Source organism: Streptomyces pinistramenti (assembly GCF_020564935.1).
GTDB lineage: Bacteria > Actinomycetota > Actinomycetes > Streptomycetales > Streptomycetaceae > Streptomyces > Streptomyces pinistramenti.
In genome coordinates this window covers 1-19396 of record NZ_JAJCXB010000090.1, presented here as the reverse complement: position 1 = coordinate 19396, position 19396 = coordinate 1, and the positions used below count along the sequence as shown (strand labels likewise).

Below are 19396 nucleotides of genomic sequence, written 5' to 3'. Positions count from 1 at the left end.
GGGCCTGTTCGAGGCGGTCTGGCGGCAGGCCGTGCCGCTGCGGCTGTCCGCCGACCGCGCCTTCCACGAGGACCATCCCGGCCACCCGGACGGCGGCGACCTCGAAGTCCTGTCCCTGCTGCTGGCCGGCCTGACGGACGCGAGCGTCGCCAAACAGCTCGGCCTCGGCCTGCGCACCGTCCAGCGGCGGGTCAGGAATCTGATGGAGCTGGCCGGGGTGACCACCCGGATGCAGCTGGGCTGGCAGGCGTACGAGCGGGGGTGGCTGGCCCGCTGAGGTGCCGCGCCCGCCGGTGCGAGGGGCGGCCGCGGCCGTGACCGGGGAGCGCAGGCGGGCCGGGTCCGGCAGGCTTGGGCCATGAGAGTGCGCTGCGTGCCGGACGGGACCGGGAAGGCGCTGCGCCGGGCTCGCCGGCCGGCCAGGTGCCGGGCGGGGGCGGCCGGCGGACGGAGTGAGGCCGGCGCATGAGCGACTGGCAGCTGGTCGCGGTCGGCCTGGTCCTCCTGCTCGGCCTGTTCGGGGTGCTGGTTCCCGGCGTCCCCGGGCCGCCGATCGTGTGGGCCGGCGTGCTGTGGTGGGCGATGACCGAGCAGTCGTCGGCGGCCTGGACGGTGCTGATCGCCGCGACCGTCGTGCTGCTGCTCAACCAGGCCCTGAAATGGCTGCTGCCCGCCCGCAACCTGCGGGCGGCGGGCACGCCGTACCGGACGATGTTCGCCGCGGGGGCCGCCGGGATCGCCGGCTTCTTCCTGGTCCCCGTCATCGGCGCCCCGCTGTTCGCCATCGGCGCGCACTACCTGCTGGAACGCATCCGGCTCGGCAGCCACGGCGACGCCTGGGCCGCCACCCGCACCGCCCTGCGCGCCATCGGCCTGAGCGTGCTGATCGAGCTCATGGCCTGCCTGCTGGTGGCGGGGGCCTGGGCCGGTGTGGTCATCGCGGGGTGAGAAGGGCAGGTCCGCCGGGCGGAAGCCACTCCCCCGCCGGGAGGTGCCCGGCGGCCCACAGATGGTGCAGGGCGTAGGCCCGCCACGGCCGCCAGGGACCGGCCGCGCCGTCCGGGCCCGCGTCCGGATCGCCCAGTGCCCGCATCCGGATGTACGCGGCGGCCCGCGCGCCGACACCCGGCAGCTCCCGCAGGGTGCGCTCGGCGGCGTCCCGGTCCGCGCCCGCGTCCAGTACGAGCCGGCCGTCGGCGAGGGCCGCACACAGCGCGCGCACCGGCTCGGGCACGGCGGCGCCGACCAGCTCGGCGGCGGCGGGGAAGACGTGCGTGAGCCCGCCGTCCGCGGCGTCCAGCGGCTTTCCGTAGGCCCGCACCAGCTCCGCCGCCCGCTCCGGCGGCCCGCCGATGACCGTGCGGACGGCCAGTTCCTCGGGGTCGGCCGCGCCCGGCGAGCGCAGCCCGGGGCGGGCCGCGACGAGCGGGCCGAGCAGCGGGTCGGTGCTCAGCCGCTCGGCCACCGCGTAGGGGTCGGCGTCCAGGTCGAAGAGCCGGCGGAGGCGCTGGACGGCGGTGGCCAGATCGCGCGGATCGGTCAGCCGCAGCCGGCCCTCCAGCCGGCCGCCTTCGCCGCGACGCTGCCCGCGGGTGCGCTCGTCGGCCTCGGCGACGGCGGTCCCGTACGACAGTCGCAGCGTGCGGCGGTAGGTGCGGCGCCCGCGCGGGCCGCGGATCTCCTCCACTCCGGCCACCGCACCGGCCGCCAGGTAGTCGAAGATCTCGGTGGCCGCGTACGGGCCGCGGAAGGCGAGCCGCAGCGGGATCCCGCCGGGCGCGGGGCCGGTGGCGCGCCGGGTGTCAGCGGTGGCGGCCGCGGCCCGCAGTTCGCGCGGTGTCCCGGCGTAGATCTCCCGCATGGTGGCGTTGAACTGCCGGATGCTGGCGAACCCGGCGGCGAAGGCCAGCTCGGTGACCGGCAACGCGGTGGTCTGGAGCAGCACCCGCGCGGTGTGCGCGCGCCGCGCCCGCGCCAAGGCGACCGGGCCCGCGCCCAGTTCGGCGGTCAGCTGCCGCTGCACCTGCCGGGTGCTGTACCCCAGGCGCCGCGCGAGCCCGGCGACGCCTTCCCGGTCGACCACGCCGTCCCCGATGAACCGCATGGCGCGGCCGACGAGGTCGGCGCGGACGTTCCAGGCGGCGGACCCCGGTACGGCGTCCGGCCGACAGCGCCGGCAGGCCCGGAAGCCGCCGGCCTGCGCGGCGGCCGCCGACGGGTAGAACCGCACGTTGGCCTGCTTCGGGGTGAGGGCGGGGCAGCTCGGACGGCAGTAGATGCCGGTCGTGGTCACCGCGAAGAAGAACTCTCCGTCGAACCTGGCATCGCGGCCGGACACCGCCTCGTACCGCGTCGCGTCATCCATCACGGCGTCCAGTGTGCGCCGCCCGCGCCCCGCCGACCGGCGGAAATCGGACGTCGCACCGGGCACCGCCACCGGGCCGCCCCGCGCCGGGTGCTCCCCAGGTCGTCAGCCCCTGGGCCCCCGCTTCCGCTCCATCATGTGGCGGCCCAGGGCCTGCTTCTGCCGCCAGTCGCGGCGGATGGCGGCCCGCAGTCTGGCATCGGTCTTCGCCACGATCCGCTGGTTCTCGCGCAGCAGCTTGCGGTAGCTGTCCAGGCGACGCTGCGGCAGCGCCCCGTCGTCCACCGCCGCCAGGACGGCGCACCCGGGTTCCGTCTCGTGGGCGCAGTCGTGGAAGCGGCACTCCCGGGCCAGTTCTTCGACGTCCGAGAAGGTCCGGCTGAGGCCGTCCTGTGCGTCCCACATGCCGACGCCGCGCAGCCCCGGTGTGTCGATCAGTACGCCGCCCGACGCCAGCGGCAGCAGGTCACGGGTCGTGGTGGTGTGCCGGCCCTTGCCGTCCCGGTCGCGGATGGCCCGGACATCCTGCACGGCCTTGCCCGCCAGCGCGTTGGCCAGCGTGGACTTGCCCGCGCCTGACCGTCCCACCAGTACCGACGTGCCACCGGACAGTACGGCGGCCAGCACGTCCATGCCGTCGCCGCTCTCGGCACTGACGGCCAAGACCTGCACGCCCGGTGCCGTGCCCGCGGCGTCGGCGACGAGGTGCCCGACGCCGTCCGGATCGTCGACGAGGTCCGCCTTGGTGAGCACGACCAGGGGCTGGGCGCCGCCGTCCCAGGACAGCTCCGGACGGCCGGGCCCCTGTGCGCCGGATCCGGACAGTGCGAGCGCCAGGAACCGCTCGATCCGTCCGAGGTCCAGATGGTCCGCGAGCGAGACACAGATGACGATGGTGTCGACGTTCGCGGCCAGCACCTGGCCCTCGGAGCGCTTGGACGACGTGGACCGCACGAACGCCGTCCGCCGGGGCAGCAACGCCCGTACGACACCGTCGACATGGTCGCCGCTCAGGCCGTTCTCCAGGTCGATCAGCGCCCAGTCGCCGGTGCACGGCACCCGCATCGGGTCGCCGGTCGCCACCGGCGCGGTGTCCGCCAGGACGGTGCGGACACTGTCGCCTTCGGCCACGACGGCGTCCACCCGCCCGCGGTCCACGCGGATGATGCGGCCGGGCACGGACCCCTGCCCGGTATGGGGGAGGAAACTCTGCGCGAAACCGTCGTCCCAGCCGTACGAAGACAGCGCGTGGGTCGACGCGTCCGATGAAGCAGACGGGAAATTCAAGGGAAACCCTTCACAAGGGCGGCCCCGGCACCCCGCGCGGCGCGGGGGAAAGAAAGGATCGAGGACTCAGCCGGAGGCCACGGAAGCGGAACTGATGCTCTTCTGGGTACGGGCAGCGCCCGTCGTCACCACAGCCATCGGTCACACCTCCTGGTCCATTCGCAGCCGGGCACGGCGGTCGGTCGTGGCCTCCGTGCGGAACGGCTTCACCGTAGCCCGGCCGCTGACGGCGGCGCCAACCCTTTTCCGAGGGGCCGCCGTCAGCGGCCGCCGGTGAAGAACTCCCGGTACGCCTCGGCCGTTTCGCGCGGTGCCTCCTGGGCGGGGTGGTGCCCCGCGTCGAGCAGCACCTCGCGCACGTCGGTGGCGACCTCGCGCATCTGCCGGGCCGGATCGCCGCCCATGGCGTACCGCCCGCCGACCGCGAGGACGGGCATCGGCAGCGGGGTGCGGGCGGCGGCGCGGTTCAGCTCGGCGTCCTCAAGAGAGGCGCGGTAGACGGCCAGCATCGCCCGCAGGCGGCCGGGGAGCCTGGCGCACCGGACGTATTCGTCGAGGAAGTCGGCGGACAGCGCGTCGACGTGGTGGGCCTCCTGGGACATCCAGTGGTCGATGAACTGCCGCTCGCGCCCGGTGATGAGCATCTCGGGGACGTCCGGCTGGAAGAAGAAGCCGATGTGGTGGATCCACTGCCCGGCGGCCACCCGCTCCGCACTGAGGTGCGTCATCTCCTCCCAGCCGAATCCCGCCAAGTAGGCTTCCTGGTAGACAAGTTGACGTACGTGGCCGGGGTGGCGGGCGGCGAGCCGGTAGCCGACCGCGGCGCCCCAGTCCTCGCCGACGACACGGTAGGAGTCGAAGCCGAGCGCGCTCATCAGCTCGGCGATGTCGTCGGCGAGTGTCGCGGTGTCGAAGCCGGTGGCGGCCGGGGCGGAATCGCCGAAGCCGCGCAGGTCCGGCGTGATCACGGTGTGATGGGGCGTCAGGTACGGGACGACGTCCCGCCAGTGGTAGCTGGTCTTCGGCGCGCCATGGAGCAGCACCACGGGCTCGCCCTGACCTCCCGTGCGGTAGTGGAGCGTGGTGCCGTTCACGGACCGGCGTGCCGAGGTCAGCGGCTGTCCGAGGTGGTCGTGCACGTACATGGGTGTCGTCCCCGCCCTGCTCAGGTGGTCACTTCTGGTTACTCACTCACCGTAGGGAAGGAGGCTCCACGCAGGAAGAACGCACTTTTTCGTGAGAGGGGCACCTCGTGGTGACCGGGCAGCTCAGGCGCATATCCGTTGTCGGCGAGGTCGCGACGGCATCGGGCACCGCACGGCGCCCGCAGCCGTTTTCGACGCGCGCGCCGCAGACCGTTGACGGGCGACCGCGACCGGGCCGACGAAGGCGTGGTCAAGCGGCGCCGGGCCCCGCGCGATCGGTGAAGTAGGCCGTGGGGGTGGTGCCGAGGGTGCGGCGGAACATCGCGGTGAAGGCGCTGGGGGTGGCGTAGCCGAGGCGGGCGGCGACGGCCGTGACCGGGGTGCCTGTGGCGAGCAGGGTGACCGCGCGGACGAGTCTGGCCTGCTGCACCCAGTGGGCCGGGCTCATGCCCGTCGCCGCGGTGAACCTGCGGTGCAGGGTGCGCGGGCTCAGGTGGGCGCGGGCTGCGGCGTCCGCGGTCGTCCAGCGGTCGCCTGGATCCCGGCGGATCGCCTCGCAGAGCGCGTCGAGCCGGGGGTCGTCCGGTGCCGGCAGGTGCAGCGCGGGGGCCGGGTGCGGGGCGAGCTGGAGGAGCAGCAGGTCCATGACCTTGCCGTCCCTGCCGTCGCGGTCGTACACGAGGGGGATGCGGGTGGCCTCGTCGATGAGTTCACGCAGCAGCGGGGAGACCGCGACGACGGTGGGGGTCGCGGGCAGCTGTCCGACCGCCTGCGGCGTGAGGTAGAGGGTGCGCATGGCGACCGCGCCCGCGCAGGTCATCGCGTGGGTCAGGCCGGCCGGGATCCAGACGCCGCGGGTGGCGGGAGCCACCCAGAGGCCGTAGTCGGTGGCGACGGTGATGGCCCCGGTCGTGCCGTAGATCAGCTGGGCGCGGCGGTGGTGGTGCGGCGGGATGTGATGGCCGTCGGGGAGGTCGCGTGCCATCGCGGCGAGCGGCCTGGGGACGTGCTGGTAGTCGTCGCGGTGCTCGCTCTTTCCGTACATGGCACATTCTCGACAGACGATGGCAGGACAGCGAAAGTATGCCGGTGACGGGCGCCTTAGCGTCGGATCGTGAGCGATTCCTCCTTCCCTCCCCCTGTCCGGTCCCGGCCCCGCTTCCGTCGCGGAGGCGGCACATCGGCGCTGTCCGCGCCCGGGATCTTTGGGCCTGGCCGGTCGCTGATCTGGCTGCTGGCGGCCACCAGTGCCGTCACGGCCGCCAACGTCTACCTCAACCAGCCGCTGCTGGGAGCCGCGGCGGCGTCGCTCGGCGTAGACGCCGATACTCTCGGGGCCGTCCCCACCGCCACCCAACTCGGCTACGCGGCAGGCATCTTGCTGCTGGTTCCGGCGGGCGACAGTCACGACAGGCGGCGGCTGATCCTCGGGCTCGGCACGGCGTCCGCCCTGGCGCTCGCCGTGTGCGCGGTGTCCCCCTCGGTGTGGTGCCTGGTCGTCGCCAGCTTCGCCGTGGGCCTGCTGTCACCGGTCCCACAGCTGGTCACACCGCTCGCGGTGGCCCTGGCCGACCGGGCGGACGGCGGGGACGGCGGACGGGGCAGCGGCAAGGGCCGGGGCCGCATCATCGGCACCGTGCAGGGCGGGCTGCTGGTGGGTGTGCTCGCGTCCCGCGCCTATTCCGGCGCGTTCGCCGAACTGGCCGGGTGGCGCGCCGTGTACGGCTGCTCCTGCGTGCTCACGCTGCTGCTCGTCCTCGTGCTGCGGCGGGCCCTGCCGTCCGTCCCGGCGACCGGCGCCGCCCCCTACCGCGCCACGCTCGCCTCGCTCCCCGGGCTCTTCCGCGCCCGGCCGCTGGTCCGGCTGATCACGCTCTCGGGGGCGCTGGTGGGGATCGCGTTCGGCGCCTTCTGGACGACGCTGACGTTCCTGCTCGAACAGCACTTCCGGCTCGGTCCGACCGGGATCGGCCTGTTCGGTCTGGTGGCCGCGGCCAGCGCGCTCGCCTCGCCGTACGCCGGGCGGCTGGCCGACCGCATCGGCCGCCGCAGCGCGCTGGCCGCCCTGGTCGGCCTGGTCATCGCGGGGTGGCTGCTCCTGCTGCCCGGCGGCACAGGGCTGTGGTGGCTGACCGCCGGGGTGATCGTCCTGGACGTCGGGGTCTGGGGCAGCCAGGCGGCCTGCCAGACGGCCCTGTTCACCCTCGATCCGGCGATCCACAACCGTCTCAACACTCTCTATTTCACCTTCCGTTTCCTGGGGATCGCCCTCGGGTCGCTGTGCGGGACGCTGGCCTGGACGGCCGGCGGCTGGCCCGCCGTGGTGGCCACCGGCACCGCCGCCGCCCTGGCGGGCCTGCTCGTCGGGCTGCTGCCCGGCACCGGGTGTCCCACCTCACGTCCCGGCATCTGAACGGCACTGTCCGGATACCCGGCCGAGCCCATAGGCTGGGCGGTGCAGCTGGTTCGCCCTGTCCGCCAGGCAGGCGCGTCGCAAGAGGGAACCCGGTGGGAATCCGGGACTGCCCCGCAGCGGTGAACGGGAACGACCGCCGTCATACGCACTGGCCCCGAACGGGACCGGGAAGCGACGGCCAGTAGGTGTCCGCCCCAGGCAGACGTGCCCGTGAGTCCGAAGACCTGCCACTGCCCGCGCGCGGCCTCGTGCGCGGTGATCCCGGTGACCTCGTGGGCGGGTCGGCGTACTGATCAGGCGGGCACAGGCGCGTACGGCGCCGTGGCCCGCCCGGTTCGGCACCCTTCGCGCCCGTGACCACACCGGGGTCGCATGGAGACACACTCGCGAAGGAGAGTTCCGTGACCAGCAAGTCCGCAGCCGCGGCAGCACGGGCCACCGTGCACGGCTACCCCCGCCAGGGACAGCACCGGGAACTGAAGAAGGCCATCGAGGGCTACTGGAAGGGCCAGGTCACCGCCGACGCGCTCCGCGGCACGGCGGCCGGGCTGCGCCGTCGGCACTGGCAGCAGCTGGCCGACGCCGGCATCGACGAGGTGCCCACCGGCGACTTCTCGTATTACGACCACGTGCTGGACACCAGCGTCATGGTCGGCGCGATCCCCGCCCGCCACCGGGACGCGGTGGCCGCCGACGCGCTGGACGGCTATTTCGCGATGGCCCGCGGCAACCAGGAAGTGGCGCCGCTGGAGATGACCAAGTGGTTCGACACCAACTACCACTATCTGGTGCCGGAGTTGGGGCCCGATACGGTCTTCGCCGCGGACTCCGCCCGGCAGGTCGCCGAGTTCAAGGAGGCCGCCGCGCTCGGCCTGACCGGGCGCCCGGTCCTGGTCGGCCCGGTCACCTATCTGCTGCTGGCCAAGCCCGCGCCCGGCGTCGCCGCCGGCTTCGAGCCGCTGACCCTGCTCGACCGGCTGCTGCCCGTCTACGCCGAGGTGCTCGCCGATCTGCGGGCCGCGGGTGCCGAGTGGGTGCAACTGGACGAGCCGGCCCTGGTACAGGACCGCACGCCTGCCGAGCTGAACGCGGCCGCCCGCGCCTACCGCGACCTGGGTACGCTCACCGACCGCCCGAAGCTGCTGGTCGCCTCCTACTTCGACCGGCTCGGCGACGCCCTCCCCGTCCTGGCCAAGGCACCGGTGGACGGCCTGGCGCTCGACTTCACCGACGCGGCCGCGGCCAACCTCGACGCGCTGGCAGCCGTCGGCGGCCTGCCGGACAAGCGCCTGGTCGCGGGGGTCGTCAACGGCCGCAACATCTGGATCAACGACCTGGAGAGGTCGCTGTCCACGCTCGGCACCCTCCTCGGCCTCGCCGGCCGCGTCGACATCGCCTCCTCCTGCTCCCTCCTGCACGTCCCGCTGGATGCCGCCGCCGAACGCGACATCGACCCGCAGGTGGCCCGCTGGCTCGCCTTCGCCCGCCAGAAGACGGCCGAGATCGTCACCCTGGCCCGCGGCCTGGCGCAGGGCACCGGCGCCATCACCGCCGAACTCGCCGCCAACCGCGCCGACCTGGCCTCCCGTACCGCGTCCGCCCTCACCCGCGACCCCGCGGTGCGCGCCCGCGCCGCCGCCGTCACCGACGCGGACGTCCACCGCTCGGCGCCGTACGCCGACCGTGCCGCCGCCCAGCGCTCCCACCTCAGGCTTCCGCTGCTGCCGACCACCACCATCGGCTCGTTCCCGCAGACCGCCGAGCTGCGCACGGCACGCGCCGACCTGCGTGCCGGACGGATCGGCACGGACGCGTACGAGGAGCGGATCGCGGCGGAGATCCGCGAGGTGCTGGCCTTCCAGGAGAAGGCCGGTATCGACGTCCTGGTGCACGGCGAGCCGGAACGCAACGACATGGTCCAGTACTTCGCCGAGCAGCTCACCGGCTACCTCGCCACCCGGCACGGCTGGGTCCAGTCCTACGGCACCCGCTACGTCAGGCCGCCGATCCTGGCCGGCGACATCTCCCGGCCCGAACCGATGACGGTCCGCTGGACGGCGTACGCCCAGTCGGTCACCGACCGGCCGGTCAAGGGCATGCTCACCGGCCCGGTCACCATGCTCGCCTGGTCCTTCGTCCGCGACGACCAGCCGCTCGCCGACACCGCACGCCAGGTGGCGCTGGCCCTGCGCGACGAGGTGGGCGACCTGGAGGCGAACGGCACGTCGGTGATCCAGGTCGACGAACCCGCGCTGCGCGAGACACTGCCGCTGCGGGCCGCGGACCGCGCCGCCTACCTGGCCTGGGCCACCGAAGCGTTCCGGCTCACCACCGGCGGGGTGCGTCCCGACACCCAGATCCACACCCACATGTGCTACGCGGAGTTCGGCGACATCGTCCAGGCCATCGACGATCTCGACGCGGACGTCATCAGCCTCGAAGCGGCCCGCTCCCACATGCAGGTCGCCCGCGAACTGGCCTCGCACGGCTACCCGCGCGAGGCCGGGCCCGGCGTCTACGACATCCACTCGCCCCGCATTCCCGGCGCCGACGAGGTGACCGCACTGCTGCGCAAGGGACTTGAGGCCATTCCCCCCGAGCGGCTGTGGGTCAATCCGGACTGCGGCCTGAAGACCCGCGGCTGGCCCGAGGTCCGCACCTCGCTGGAGAACCTCGTCACCGCCGCCCGTACGGTGCGCGGCGGACTGTCCGGCACGGCTTCCTGACACCCGCGCCTCCGGGCCCTGTGCGGCTCACAGGGCCCGGAGGCGTGCCCAACCCCCTTGTCCCGGGCGCAGGTTCCTAGGCCGCCTGGCGGGCCGCCTCCGGATAGAAGTCCCGGGGGCGGCCACGCGAGTCCTTCAGCCGGCCCAGCAGGCTCGCCGGGTATTCCAGCAGCCAGTGGCTGAGCGCGGCCACCGGCAGCGCGACGGCCGTCACGATCGCCAGCGCAGGCAGGAAGCCCGCCTGGCCGGTGGGGAGCAGTCCGGCCTTGTGGAGCTGGAGCATGACCGGCTCGTGCCAGATGAACAGGCTGTAGCTGACCAGGCCCACGGCGGCCATCCAGCGGGCCGTCAGCATCCGGTTCCAGCAGGTCCTTCGGCGGACGTGCGCGGTGCAGAAGAGCAGCAGCGCCCACAGTGCCGAGGCCAGCGGGTGGTAGAAGGTGAAGGCGGCGTTCTCCGGGGCGGAGAACAGCGACAGGCAGTAGAGCCCGGCGAGCGCGACGCCACAGAGCGGCAGCGCGACCCGCCCGGCCGGCCTGCCCCGCTCCCCCAGCGCAGCCATCAGCACGGCGAGCCCCATGCCGGCCGCGAAGCCGCCGAACCGGGCCTGCGGGCCGAAGTAGACCGCCCAGTCGGTGTGCGGCACGCCGAACCCGTAGTGGGCGACGGCGATCCAGCCGAACGGCACGGCGTACAGCGCCAGGCAGCCCGCCGCGCACACCGCCACCCGGGTCCGCCGCTGCCGCAGCGGCCGGCAGGCACGTACGGCGAGCGGCCCGATCGCCACCAGGACGAGGTAGAAGCAGACCTCCAGGGACAGCGACCAGGTCGGGCCGAGGGTGTAGAAGATCCGCTGCTGGTCGAAGACGTGCGTGAAGGTGAGGTGTTCGGCCAGGTCACGCCAGTCGCCGGGCAGCGTCGGATTGCGGCTCGCCCAGACCACCAGCACCGCGAGGACGTACAGCGGCAGGATCCGGATCGCGCGCCGGAAGAGGAAGACCCTGGCCGGCCGGATCGGGCGTCCGTCGATGGCCGCGCGGGCGTAGGACAGCGTCAGCAGGTACGCCGACATCACGAAGAACAGGTCGATGACCTCGAACGAGAAGGCGGCGCCGATCAGGGGGTTGTCCACCGGCGGGTGGCTGCCGGCCGCGTCGTAGCGGTAGTACTGCTGCCAGACGTGGTAGAGCAGCGTGCTCAGCGCCGCCAGGCCGCGCAGGCCGTCGATGTCGGAGGCCCGGCCGCGGTCCGGTGCGTCCTCGGGCGGGCGGGTGGCGGTGTCGGTGCTCATCGCCGCGCCACCGCCTTGACCGCCGCGCGCGGGGTGACCCGCCACTGCCGGTCGCCCAGCGCTTCCTTGAGGTGGGCCTGGCGGGCCACCATGTTCTTGAAGTGGCTGTAGAAGACGGTCGATACCAGCAGGTACGACCAGAACCACGGGCCGCGGCCGCGCAGTTCGGGGACCGCGAGCCGCCAGGCGAAGAGCGCCTGCACCGGTCCCGCCGCCACCGTGAAGAGCATCGCCAGGACGCAGACCGGCACCGCCCAGTCCAGGTGCTGGAGGCCGCCGGCCCGCCAGGCGGAGTAGGCCAGGACCGGCAGGATCTGGAGCGTCAGCCAGGGCTGCACCTCGCGCCAGCCGAGCAGCACGAGCAGGCCGAGCTTCTGCCGTGCAGTGAAGGCGGGCGAACGCAGCCCGCTCCACAGGTGTTTGAGCGAGACCTGGAGCCAGCCCTGTGCCCAGCGGGAGCGCTGGTTCCACAGTGCCGTGAGGGTGGTGGGCGCCAGTTCGCGGGAGAGCAGGGTGCGGTCGACGGCGAACCTGGCGCCTTCGCCGAGTGCCCGCAGGGTCGAGTCGATGTCCTCGGTCAGCATCGAGCCGTGCATCCGGGTACGGGCGAGCAGGTCGGTGCGCCAGAAGCCGTTCGAGCCACCGAAGACGCCGAAGCCGTACAACCGGGTCCTGCCGGGATGGCTGACCGCGTAGATCGCCTCGAACTCCACCGCCACCAGCTTCGCGACCCGGGAACTGTCGCCGTTGCGGATCACGCAGTGGCCCTGGACGACGTCGTAGCCGTTCGACAGCCAGTGCCAGGCGTCACGGAAGGCGGCCGGCGCCGGGTGATGGTCGGCGTCGAAGATCCCGACGAACTCGCCGCGTACCCGGGTGACCGCGGCGTTGACGTTCTGCGCCTTCGACGTGCTGCCGACGACCGGCAGCAGCACCAGACGCGGGTCGCGGCGGGCGATGGCACGCAGGGTGTCCTCGACGGGCAGCGGGTGCGGCGTGTTGTACGCGAGCACGATCTCCAGCTCGCCGGGGTAGTCCAGGCGCAGGAACGACTCGACGGTCTCGACGATGGTGGCCGCCTCGTTGGGCAGATACGCGGCGATGACGGCACTGGCCGGCGGGTACGGCGCCCCGGGTGATGCGGGCCTGGCCGTCGCGTCCAGCGAGAAGAGGCATTCCAGGACGATCAGCAGGGCGGACAGGACGAGTCCCGCCACCACCACCCAGTACATCGCCGAGCCGAGATCCCAGCCCAGTGCGTAGCTCTGCCGGTAGAGCACGAAGGGAACGGCGACGCCGAGGAGCAGGACGAGCACCGGGGACAGGGCGGACAGCGCCGGGCGGACGAGCGAGCCGAGCGGGCGGCGACGGCGGTGGTGCGGGGTGCCGCGCATCCAGCGGGCGTAGCGGACCGGCCGCAGGTCCCGGTGGCGGAGCGCCTCGGTCACCGCGCCGCCTGCCCGCCGCAGGCCCTCGCCGCCGTCCGGGCACTCGGCCAGCGGCAGCCAGCCGATGGCCGGGGTCAGCCGGACGTTCTCGTCGGCGACGACGAAGCGGGTGCCGGCGACGGTCGCGGCGAACTTCTCCAGGCTGCGGCGCGCCGTCTCGCCGTCGACTCCGGGCAGCAGCATCAGCAGATGCCCGTCCTCGTCCCAGCCGAAGCGGTCGCAGAAGCTGCCGAGCCGTCCCCAAGCTCTCGACTCCGTTCGAGCAGGGGATACCCCACCCCAAGCTCTCGACTCCGTTCGAGCAGGGGATACCCCACCCCAAGCTCTCGACTCCGTTCGAGCAGGGGATACCCCACCCCAAGCTCTCGACTCCGTTCGAGCAGGGGATATCGCATTGACGACCCCGGCGAGGCGTTCGGCGACCTCGCGGCGTACCCGCGGGCCGAGGCGGGCTTCCAGGGCGTGCATCTCGGCCACGCCGACCACCGCGAGTACGCCGCCGCTCCGGCTCGCCTCGGGCCGTTGCAGCTCGCGGTCGAGTTCGTCGACGAAGTGCGGGTGGGAGTAGAGGCCGGTGCGCGGATCGAGCAGCAGGTTCTCGACGGGGACCGGGAGGCGGCGCAGCTTCGCCTCGATCCTGGCCGACAGTTCGACCGGGTCGGAGGCTTCCGGTATGCAGTCGTCGGCGCCGTTCCGCAGCATGTCGACGACGCCGGCGCTGCCGGGGGCTCCGGTGACCATGAGCAGTGGCAGGGCCCGCCCTGCGGGGGCGGTGCGTATCTCGCGGATGACGTCGAGTCCGGCGCGCGGGTCGTGGTCCCGGTCGTCGGCCGCGGGGTGTCCGGCCGGTTCGTCCAGGGCGACGATCGCGTCCGGGGGCGCCTGGCTGACCTGTTGGCCGATCCCGCCGGGCGCGGCGTGGCTGACGTCGTGGCCGGTCGCGCGCAGGGTCCGGGTGAGCCGGTCGAGGCGGGGGCCCGGGGTGCCGACGGCGAGGACGTGGCCGCCGGCGTACGGCTCGACGGGTGCGGTGGGGGTGTGGGGGCCGTCTTCCTGGTCGCCGAGCAGGGCCACGGGGGATTCGGGGGTGTGTGCGGGGTGCGAAGTGAGCACCGGTGGGGGTCCTTTCTTGCCACGGGGCAGGGAGCGGACCGGCCCGCCGCCGGTAACCCGGCAACTGCGGACCGGATCGCCTCAACTGCCGCGTACGGAAGGCGTGTTCATCGGCAGCGCAGCGGGAACTGCGGCCGTTGCCGATCCGTCGGGGAGGTGGGGGTCACCCGCACGGCCTCGCCTGGGCGTACGGCGGCGCGGTGTTCGGGATTGCCGGGCGCCGCACCGCACCCGCCAATCCTGTCCAATACATGACAATGGCAACGGCGGATGGACGCCGTTTCTGCGCGGACGGCTCCGCAGCGGCGAGAGGCACACGTGGCAGCCCTCGCCGCGCGGGAGCACGGCTCAGCGGTGTTCGCATATGAGGAGGTCCCATCCTGATCGGATTGTGGGGGGAGGACCGGATGTGGTGGCGCACCGACGGGTCAACTACGCGAGCCCGTCGGCAACACGAGCCTCAAGGATCACTGTGACGCCGCACCTTCATCTGCGTAACGCTCTCATTACGTCCAGGCATCCTGCCGTCCCGGCCACCCGGTACGCACCGGTACACCGGCTCTGCGCCGTAAGGAAGTTGATGGACGGGTATCGCCGCAGCGGGACCGCATCACGCCTCGGCGGGCGGGCATCACCCCCTCAACTCCCGTGCCTCGCACGCTCGTTGACGTCCTCCCGCCCCCGGGTCCGCACGGCCCGCTCCGTACTCGGGTACCACAGGACCACCAGGGCACCGGCCGCCACGATGACCAGCGTGAGGACGGTCATCGTCGTATCGAGCGCATCGGTGAAGGCGGTCAGGACGGCCGGGCGCGAGGAGCCGGGCGGGAGGCCGGAGGCGGCCGACGCGCGTTCGGCCGCGGCGACGGTGGTGGGGGCGCCGGGGCCGCGCAGCTCCGGCGGCAGCCGGGTCACGAAGACCGCGGCGATCATCGTGCCGCTGAGGGCGGCGCCCAGCGCGCTGCCCAGTTCGCGGGCCAGGCTCTGGAGCCCGGACCCGACCCCGGCCCGGTGCGCGGGCAGCGCGGAGAGCATGGCGTGCGACAGCAGCGGGGTGGCGAGGCCGCAGCCCGCGGCGGTGAGGGTGGCACCCAGGGCGTAGAGCGCGTACGGGGTGTGCACGCCGACGGTCGCGACGGTCGCAGGACCCGCGGCCAGCACCAGCAGGCCGCAGGCCACCGTCCGGCGCGGCCCCAGCCGCGCTTCGAGCCGTACCGCGGCCCGCGGCGCGAGGAGCAGCGCGGCCGCCATCGGCAGCAGCCGCAGCCCGGCACCGAGCGGCGAGTACCCCTTCACGTACTGCAGGTACTGGCCGTTGACGTAGAAGAGGCCGAACATCCCGACGAAGACCAGCACCATGCCGAGGGCGCCCGCGCGCACCGCGGGGAGCGTGAACAGCCGGGGGTCCAGCATGGGCCGGGGATGCCGCAGCTCGTGCCGTACCCACCAGGTGAGCAGCAGGCAGGCGCCGGCGAACGCGCCGAGCACCCGCGGACTGGCCCAGCCCTGCTGCGGGGCGGCGACGACCCCGGCGAGCAGGGCCAGGAATCCGGTCGTCAGGAGCGCGGCCGAGAGCGGGGACACCGGGCGGTCACGGGGCGGCTGGGCCGGGGCGCAGCGGGCCACCAGGACGAGCGCCAGCGCGGCCGGCGGGACGACGCACCAGAACAGGGCGCGCCAGGATCCGGTCTGCAGCGCCGCACCGCCGCCGACGTTGCCGAGGACCGCCGCCATGCCCGTCATCGACGCCCAGACCGCGACCAGCCGTGGCCTGCGCTCCGGCGGCGCGCCGTCCACCAGCAGGGCCAGCGTCGTGGGCAGCACGGCCGCCGCGCCCACCCCGCTGAGCATCCGCCCGGCGATCACGACGGCGACACCCGGCGCCGTCGCGCACAGCACGCACCCGGCGGTGAACAGGGCCATCCCGCCCAGCAGCGTGCCCTTGCGGCCGATCCGGTCGGCGAGTGCGCCGCCCGGGATGAGCAGGCAGGCGAAGAGCACGACGTAACCGTCCACCACCCACACCACCTCGGCGGCCGACGGCCGCAGCGCGCTGCGGGACAGAGCGGGGATGGCGAGATTGACGGCGGAGACCATGCCGACGACCAGCGTCACGCACAGGCCCATCACCGCGACGGTGGCACGGGTGGGATGGCCGGTGTCCCCGGCGGGCACTGCGCGCGGGCCGGGATCCTGCGCCGGGACTGGGGCGGGCTGCCGCTCAGTCACCGGGGCCTCCTCCGTCCCCGTGCGGCGCGCCTTCCGGCGGCGTGTCCGGTGCGGCCGCGCGCCCCAACTCGGCGCGGAACGCGAGCCGGTCGCCGCGGATGCGGAGGAATTCCAGGTCGACGGGGCGCCCGCCGGGCAGCCTGGTGAGCCGCTCGACGGTGAACACGGCGGCGCCCTGCTCCACGCCGAGCAGCGCTCCGGTGGGCGCGTCGGCGTTCACCGCGTGCACAGCGAGGCTCGCCGAACCGAGCGGCCCGCCCAGCGACTGCTCGATCAATGCGAACAGGTCGCGGCAGGCCAAGTCCGCGTCCAGCAGCGGCAGTCCGATGTCGAGCGGCAGATACGTCAGGTCGAGCGACAGCGGCAGCCCGCCCAGCGAGCGGAGCCGTTCGATGGAGACCACCCGCCCGCCCTCGGGCACGCCGAGCCGGCGGGCGACGTCCGCGGGCGCCCTGACCACCTCGGCCGCCCGCACCTCGTTGGCGACCTCGCCGTGCGAACCCAGCGTCTCGGCAAGGCCGGTGAGCCGGTGCAGGCCGTGCTCGTAGGTGCGGTGCGTGATGACGGTGCCGACGCCCTGACGGCGTTCGACGGCGCCGTCGTCGCGCAGCAGGCGCAGGGCCTCGCGCACGGTGTTCCGCGAGACGCCGAAGTCGCCGATCAGCCGGCGCTCGTCGGGCAGCATCCCGGAGGGGAACGCGCCGGATGCGATCTGGTGGCGCAGCACCTCGGCGACCTGGCGCGCCCGGTCGGCCCGCGGGCGGCGGCCCGGCGACGGCGGTACTCCGGCACTCTCCTGGGGGTGGCGTGGGCCGGTGGGCGGCCTGGTCATCGGTTCTCCGCACGGTGGGGAGCAGGGGCGGCCGGACCGCGGCGGACACCGCGTAAGCGGTGGACCACCCGGTGCCCGGCGGCCGCCCACGCTAGGCCGATGATGTTTCGGCGAGGTTACGCCACCCATCATGACCTGCGAAAACGCCCCGACGTGCCGAAAGGCGGCGCAGGCCCGAGCGTTCCGCCACCGCGCGACGGCCGGGGCGCGCGGCGCGGCACGGGCCGCGGGGCGCGGGGCAGCGCCGTCGGCACGGAAGCGGGCCGCCACGAGGTGCGCCGCCCGGTGGAGCGCGGCCGTCGCGCCCGCTCGCGAGGGGTGCCGGACCGGAGCAGATGAAGGTGCACACCGCCGCGCATCCCGGCAAAGTTCGCTTTGTCGGACGGCTCACCCGTCGGACGCCGGAAGATCGGAAAAGAGGCCCGTGACATCGCCACCAGCGCCTGACAGCGACCCGACGGAGCCGCCCGCCGGCCCCTCCGCAGGACGGCGGGGCGGCGGCAATTCCGGTGACGGCGGGCGGCCTGGGCGCGGTCCGGCCGGAGGACCGGGGCGCGGTCCTGGTGGCCGGCAGCCGTGGTGGTGGCCGTCCGCCCGGCTCGCCGTGGCCGTCGCCGTCCTCGCCGCCGTCCTCGTCCTGACCGTCTTCCTCACCCGGCCGGGCCACGACGAGGACATCCTCCCGGGCCCCGGCGAGGTCCTGCTCCAGCCGGCCGCGGCGCCCGGCCCCAGCCCCTTCACGGAATCGACGGCCACATCGGCGGCCGCAGCCCCCACGCCCACCGCTCCCCCGGCGGCCCCGCCCGGCACCCCGCCCGGCGGTACGGGCACCGTCCGCAGCGTCCAGGGATCGGCGCCCGGCCTGTACGGCGGCACACGCTCCACCGCGAGCTGCGACGTGGCCCGGCAGATCGGCCTCCTCACCGGCGACCGGGCGAAAACCACGGCGTTCGGCGACCTCGCCGGCGTCGACGACGCGGCGGTCCCCGGCTACCTGCGGGCGCTCACACCCGTGGCGCTGCGGAGGGACACCCGGGTGACCAACCACGGCTTCACGGGCGGCGAGGCTTTCGCCTACCAGTCGGTACTCCAGGCCGGGACCGCGGTCCTGGTGGACGCGCACGGCCTGCCACGGGTGCGCTGCGCATGCGGCAATCCGCTGACTCCGCCGGTGGCGCTCAAGAAGGCCCCGGCGACGACCGGCGAGGCGTGGCCCGCGTACCGCCCGTCGGACGTGGTGGTGGTGCAGCAGACGTCGGCCATGGTGGACACCTTCGTCCTCCTCGACCCCGCCACGGGCCACTGGTTCGCCCGCCCACGCGGCACCACCGGCGCATCCGACCGCCCTACGTCGGAGCCGAACGGCACCCCGGGCGGGGGCGCGGCACCTGGGGCCTGACGGCGGCGGCCCGTCCCGGTGTGCGGACCAGCGCCGTGCGGACCAGCGGGGTCCGCAGCATGATGGAGAGACCCGAGGTGAGCGTCGGCCGCGAGTAGGCGTGAGCAGGCGGGCGCCGAAAGGGCCGGAAGAGGAGGATCCGTGAGCAAGGACGACGACGGGTCGACCACCGCACGGCCGAAAGAGCTGTTCACCGGCGGCGAGCGGCCGTTCGATGCCGAGGATGTGGTGCGGGCCTCAGGGCGTGAGCCCAGCCCCGCGAACTTGGAATGGGCACGGCGCCTGATCAACGAGAAAGGGGCCGCCGCCATCGAGCGCTACCTGCCGTGAGCCGTAGCGGACGTGCTCCGCCTCCCGGGACGCCGTGCCCCGGGGGGCGGGCCCCGCCCCCGGGCCCGCGGGCCCCCGGGCGGCGGCGCACGGCGCTGTGTGGCGGGGGTGGCGGGGGCGCGCCGGAGGGGCACCCGCTTTATCACACGATCAGCTCTCTCACCGCGGTTTCGACGAATTAATAGGGCACTTCGGGCGTAATGTCCCCCACGCGTCAATGGGCGTCATTGCGCATCAAGAACAGGAGAGCCCCATGTCCATGACCGGCACCCCCACGGCCCGCGGCACGAAGATCCTCACCGGCGCAGGCGCACTCACCGCGGCCGTCGTCCTCGGCACCACCCTGCTCGGCGCGGCTCCGGCCCAGGCGACCCCCTCGTTGCCGTACGGCACGGTCATCGCCCGCACCGGCCTGAACCAGCGTCAGTACCCCAGCGTGGACTCCTCCAACAGGGGCTTCCTCGCGCACAACGCCCAGGTCGGGCTGCGCTGCAAGGTCCGCGCGCAGAACATCGGCGGCAACGAGGTGTGGTACCTGCTCCGTGACCGGGCGGCCTGGGTGTCGGCCAAGTACGTCGCCAACACCGGTGTCGTGGCGTACTGCAAGGACGTCCTGCGGGGCCGGACCAGCGCCGACAGCTCGCACCCGGACGCCCAGGGCTGACCGGCCGCCCCACGCCCGCGGAGCACCGCCGCGCACAACGGCCCGGCATCCGGTACGACCGGACGCCGGGCCGCCGCATGCCGGGCCGCTCCTGGTGCGCCCGTCCCCCGTCGCGCACACCAGGAGCCGCCCGGCCGGCGGCGCAGAGGTC

15 protein-coding genes and 1 riboswitch are annotated in these 19396 nt (G+C 74.0%); of the genes, 7 read left to right on the top strand and 8 right to left on the bottom strand.

Going from position 1 to position 19396, the window contains the following annotated elements; genetic code table 11:
- Positions 1–277, top strand: a 277-nt coding sequence (locus tag LIU39_RS32980; RefSeq protein ID WP_227050638.1) for a LuxR C-terminal-related transcriptional regulator, incomplete at its 5' end; no start/stop codon positions are given.
- 188 nt (positions 278–465) lie between these two features.
- Positions 466–948 (top strand): DUF456 domain-containing protein, encoded by a 483-nt coding sequence (locus LIU39_RS32975; protein WP_227050637.1) that lies wholly within the window; start codon positions 466–468, stop codon positions 946–948.
- Here LIU39_RS32975 and LIU39_RS32970 read toward each other — a convergent pair.
- The 4 genes from LIU39_RS32970 to LIU39_RS32955 all read right to left on the bottom strand — a co-directional run bounded on the left by LIU39_RS32970 (position 935) and on the right by LIU39_RS32955 (position 5842).
- Positions 935–2365: a DNA-3-methyladenine glycosylase 2 family protein gene (locus LIU39_RS32970; protein ID WP_227050636.1), complete on the bottom strand. Its 1431-nt coding sequence runs from the start codon at positions 2363–2365 to the stop codon at positions 935–937. The two genes, LIU39_RS32975 and LIU39_RS32970, sit on opposite strands and share 14 nt — an antisense overlap.
- A 105-nt stretch (positions 2366–2470) precedes the next feature.
- Positions 2471–3652, bottom strand: coding sequence for a ribosome small subunit-dependent GTPase A (rsgA, locus tag LIU39_RS32965; protein ID WP_227050635.1), 1182 nt, complete (start codon positions 3650–3652; stop codon positions 2471–2473).
- Positions 3653–3912: 260 nt separating this feature from the next.
- Entirely contained in the window at positions 3913–4797 is an 885-nt protein-coding gene (locus tag LIU39_RS32960; RefSeq protein WP_227050634.1) for an alpha/beta fold hydrolase, read from the bottom strand.
- A 250-nt stretch (positions 4798–5047) separates the two neighbouring features.
- A complete protein-coding gene (locus tag LIU39_RS32955; RefSeq protein ID WP_227050633.1) occupies positions 5048–5842 on the bottom strand; it encodes an AraC family transcriptional regulator in 795 nt (264 codons plus the stop codon).
- 69 nt (positions 5843–5911) lie between these two features.
- Here LIU39_RS32955 and LIU39_RS32950 point away from each other — a divergent pair, with 69 nt between their 5' ends.
- On the top strand, positions 5912–7210 hold the full coding sequence (locus tag LIU39_RS32950) for an MFS transporter (RefSeq protein WP_227050632.1): 1299 nt from the start codon (positions 5912–5914) through the stop codon (positions 7208–7210).
- Positions 7211–7259: 49 nt separating this feature from the next.
- Positions 7260–7443, top strand: a riboswitch (cobalamin riboswitch).
- A gap of 171 nt (positions 7444–7614) precedes the next feature.
- Entirely contained in the window at positions 7615–9939 is a 2325-nt protein-coding gene (gene metE, locus LIU39_RS32945; protein WP_227050631.1) for a 5-methyltetrahydropteroyltriglutamate--homocysteine S-methyltransferase, read from the top strand.
- Positions 9940–10015: 76 nt separating this feature from the next.
- Here metE and LIU39_RS32940 read toward each other — a convergent pair whose 3' ends face one another.
- From LIU39_RS32940 to LIU39_RS32925, 4 genes are all read right to left on the bottom strand, one after another.
- Positions 10016–11230, bottom strand: coding sequence for an acyltransferase family protein (locus tag LIU39_RS32940; RefSeq protein WP_227050630.1), 1215 nt, complete (start codon positions 11228–11230; stop codon positions 10016–10018).
- Positions 11227–13791 carry a glycosyltransferase gene (locus LIU39_RS32935; protein WP_227050629.1) on the bottom strand — a complete coding sequence of 855 codons (2565 nt, stop codon included), beginning with the start codon at positions 13789–13791 and terminating at the stop codon, positions 11227–11229. The genes LIU39_RS32940 and LIU39_RS32935 overlap by 4 nt, the downstream gene beginning before the upstream one ends.
- A gap of 639 nt (positions 13792–14430) precedes the next feature.
- Positions 14431–16020 carry an MFS transporter gene (locus tag LIU39_RS32930; protein ID WP_227050628.1) on the bottom strand — a complete coding sequence of 530 codons (1590 nt, stop codon included), beginning with the start codon at positions 16018–16020 and terminating at the stop codon, positions 14431–14433.
- Positions 16013–16852 carry a GntR family transcriptional regulator gene (locus LIU39_RS32925; protein WP_227050627.1) on the bottom strand — a complete coding sequence of 280 codons (840 nt, stop codon included), beginning with the start codon at positions 16850–16852 and terminating at the stop codon, positions 16013–16015. The genes LIU39_RS32930 and LIU39_RS32925 overlap by 8 nt, the downstream gene beginning before the upstream one ends.
- A gap of 424 nt (positions 16853–17276) precedes the next feature.
- On the opposite strand from LIU39_RS32925, the gene LIU39_RS32920 reads away from it, so the two are divergent.
- From LIU39_RS32920 to LIU39_RS32910, 3 genes are all read left to right on the top strand, one after another.
- Positions 17277–18251 carry a DUF6777 domain-containing protein gene (locus tag LIU39_RS32920; protein ID WP_227050626.1) on the top strand — a complete coding sequence of 325 codons (975 nt, stop codon included), beginning with the start codon at positions 17277–17279 and terminating at the stop codon, positions 18249–18251.
- Between the two features lie 141 nt (positions 18252–18392).
- A complete protein-coding gene (locus LIU39_RS32915) occupies positions 18393–18581 on the top strand; it encodes a hypothetical protein (protein WP_227050625.1) in 189 nt (62 codons plus the stop codon).
- 253 nt (positions 18582–18834) lie between these two features.
- A complete protein-coding gene (locus LIU39_RS32910) occupies positions 18835–19245 on the top strand; it encodes an SH3 domain-containing protein (protein ID WP_227050624.1) in 411 nt (136 codons plus the stop codon).
- Positions 19246–19396 lie beyond the last annotated feature (151 nt).

Coding starts and splice junctions, on each gene's coding strand:
- LIU39_RS32975 (WP_227050637.1), top strand. CDS start 466: ATGAGCGACTGGCAGCTGGTCGCGGTCGGCCTGGTCCTCCTGCTCGGC.
- LIU39_RS32970 (WP_227050636.1), bottom strand. CDS start 2,365: ATGGATGACGCGACGCGGTACGAGGCGGTGTCCGGCCGCGATGCCAGG.
- LIU39_RS32960 (WP_227050634.1), bottom strand. CDS start 4,797: ATGTACGTGCACGACCACCTCGGACAGCCGCTGACCTCGGCACGCCGG.
- LIU39_RS32955 (WP_227050633.1), bottom strand. CDS start 5,842: ATGTACGGAAAGAGCGAGCACCGCGACGACTACCAGCACGTCCCCAGG.
- LIU39_RS32940 (WP_227050630.1), bottom strand. CDS start 11,230: ATGAGCACCGACACCGCCACCCGCCCGCCCGAGGACGCACCGGACCGC.
- LIU39_RS32925 (WP_227050627.1), bottom strand. CDS start 16,852: ATGACCAGGCCGCCCACCGGCCCACGCCACCCCCAGGAGAGTGCCGGA.
- LIU39_RS32910 (WP_227050624.1), top strand. CDS start 18,835: ATGTCCATGACCGGCACCCCCACGGCCCGCGGCACGAAGATCCTCACC.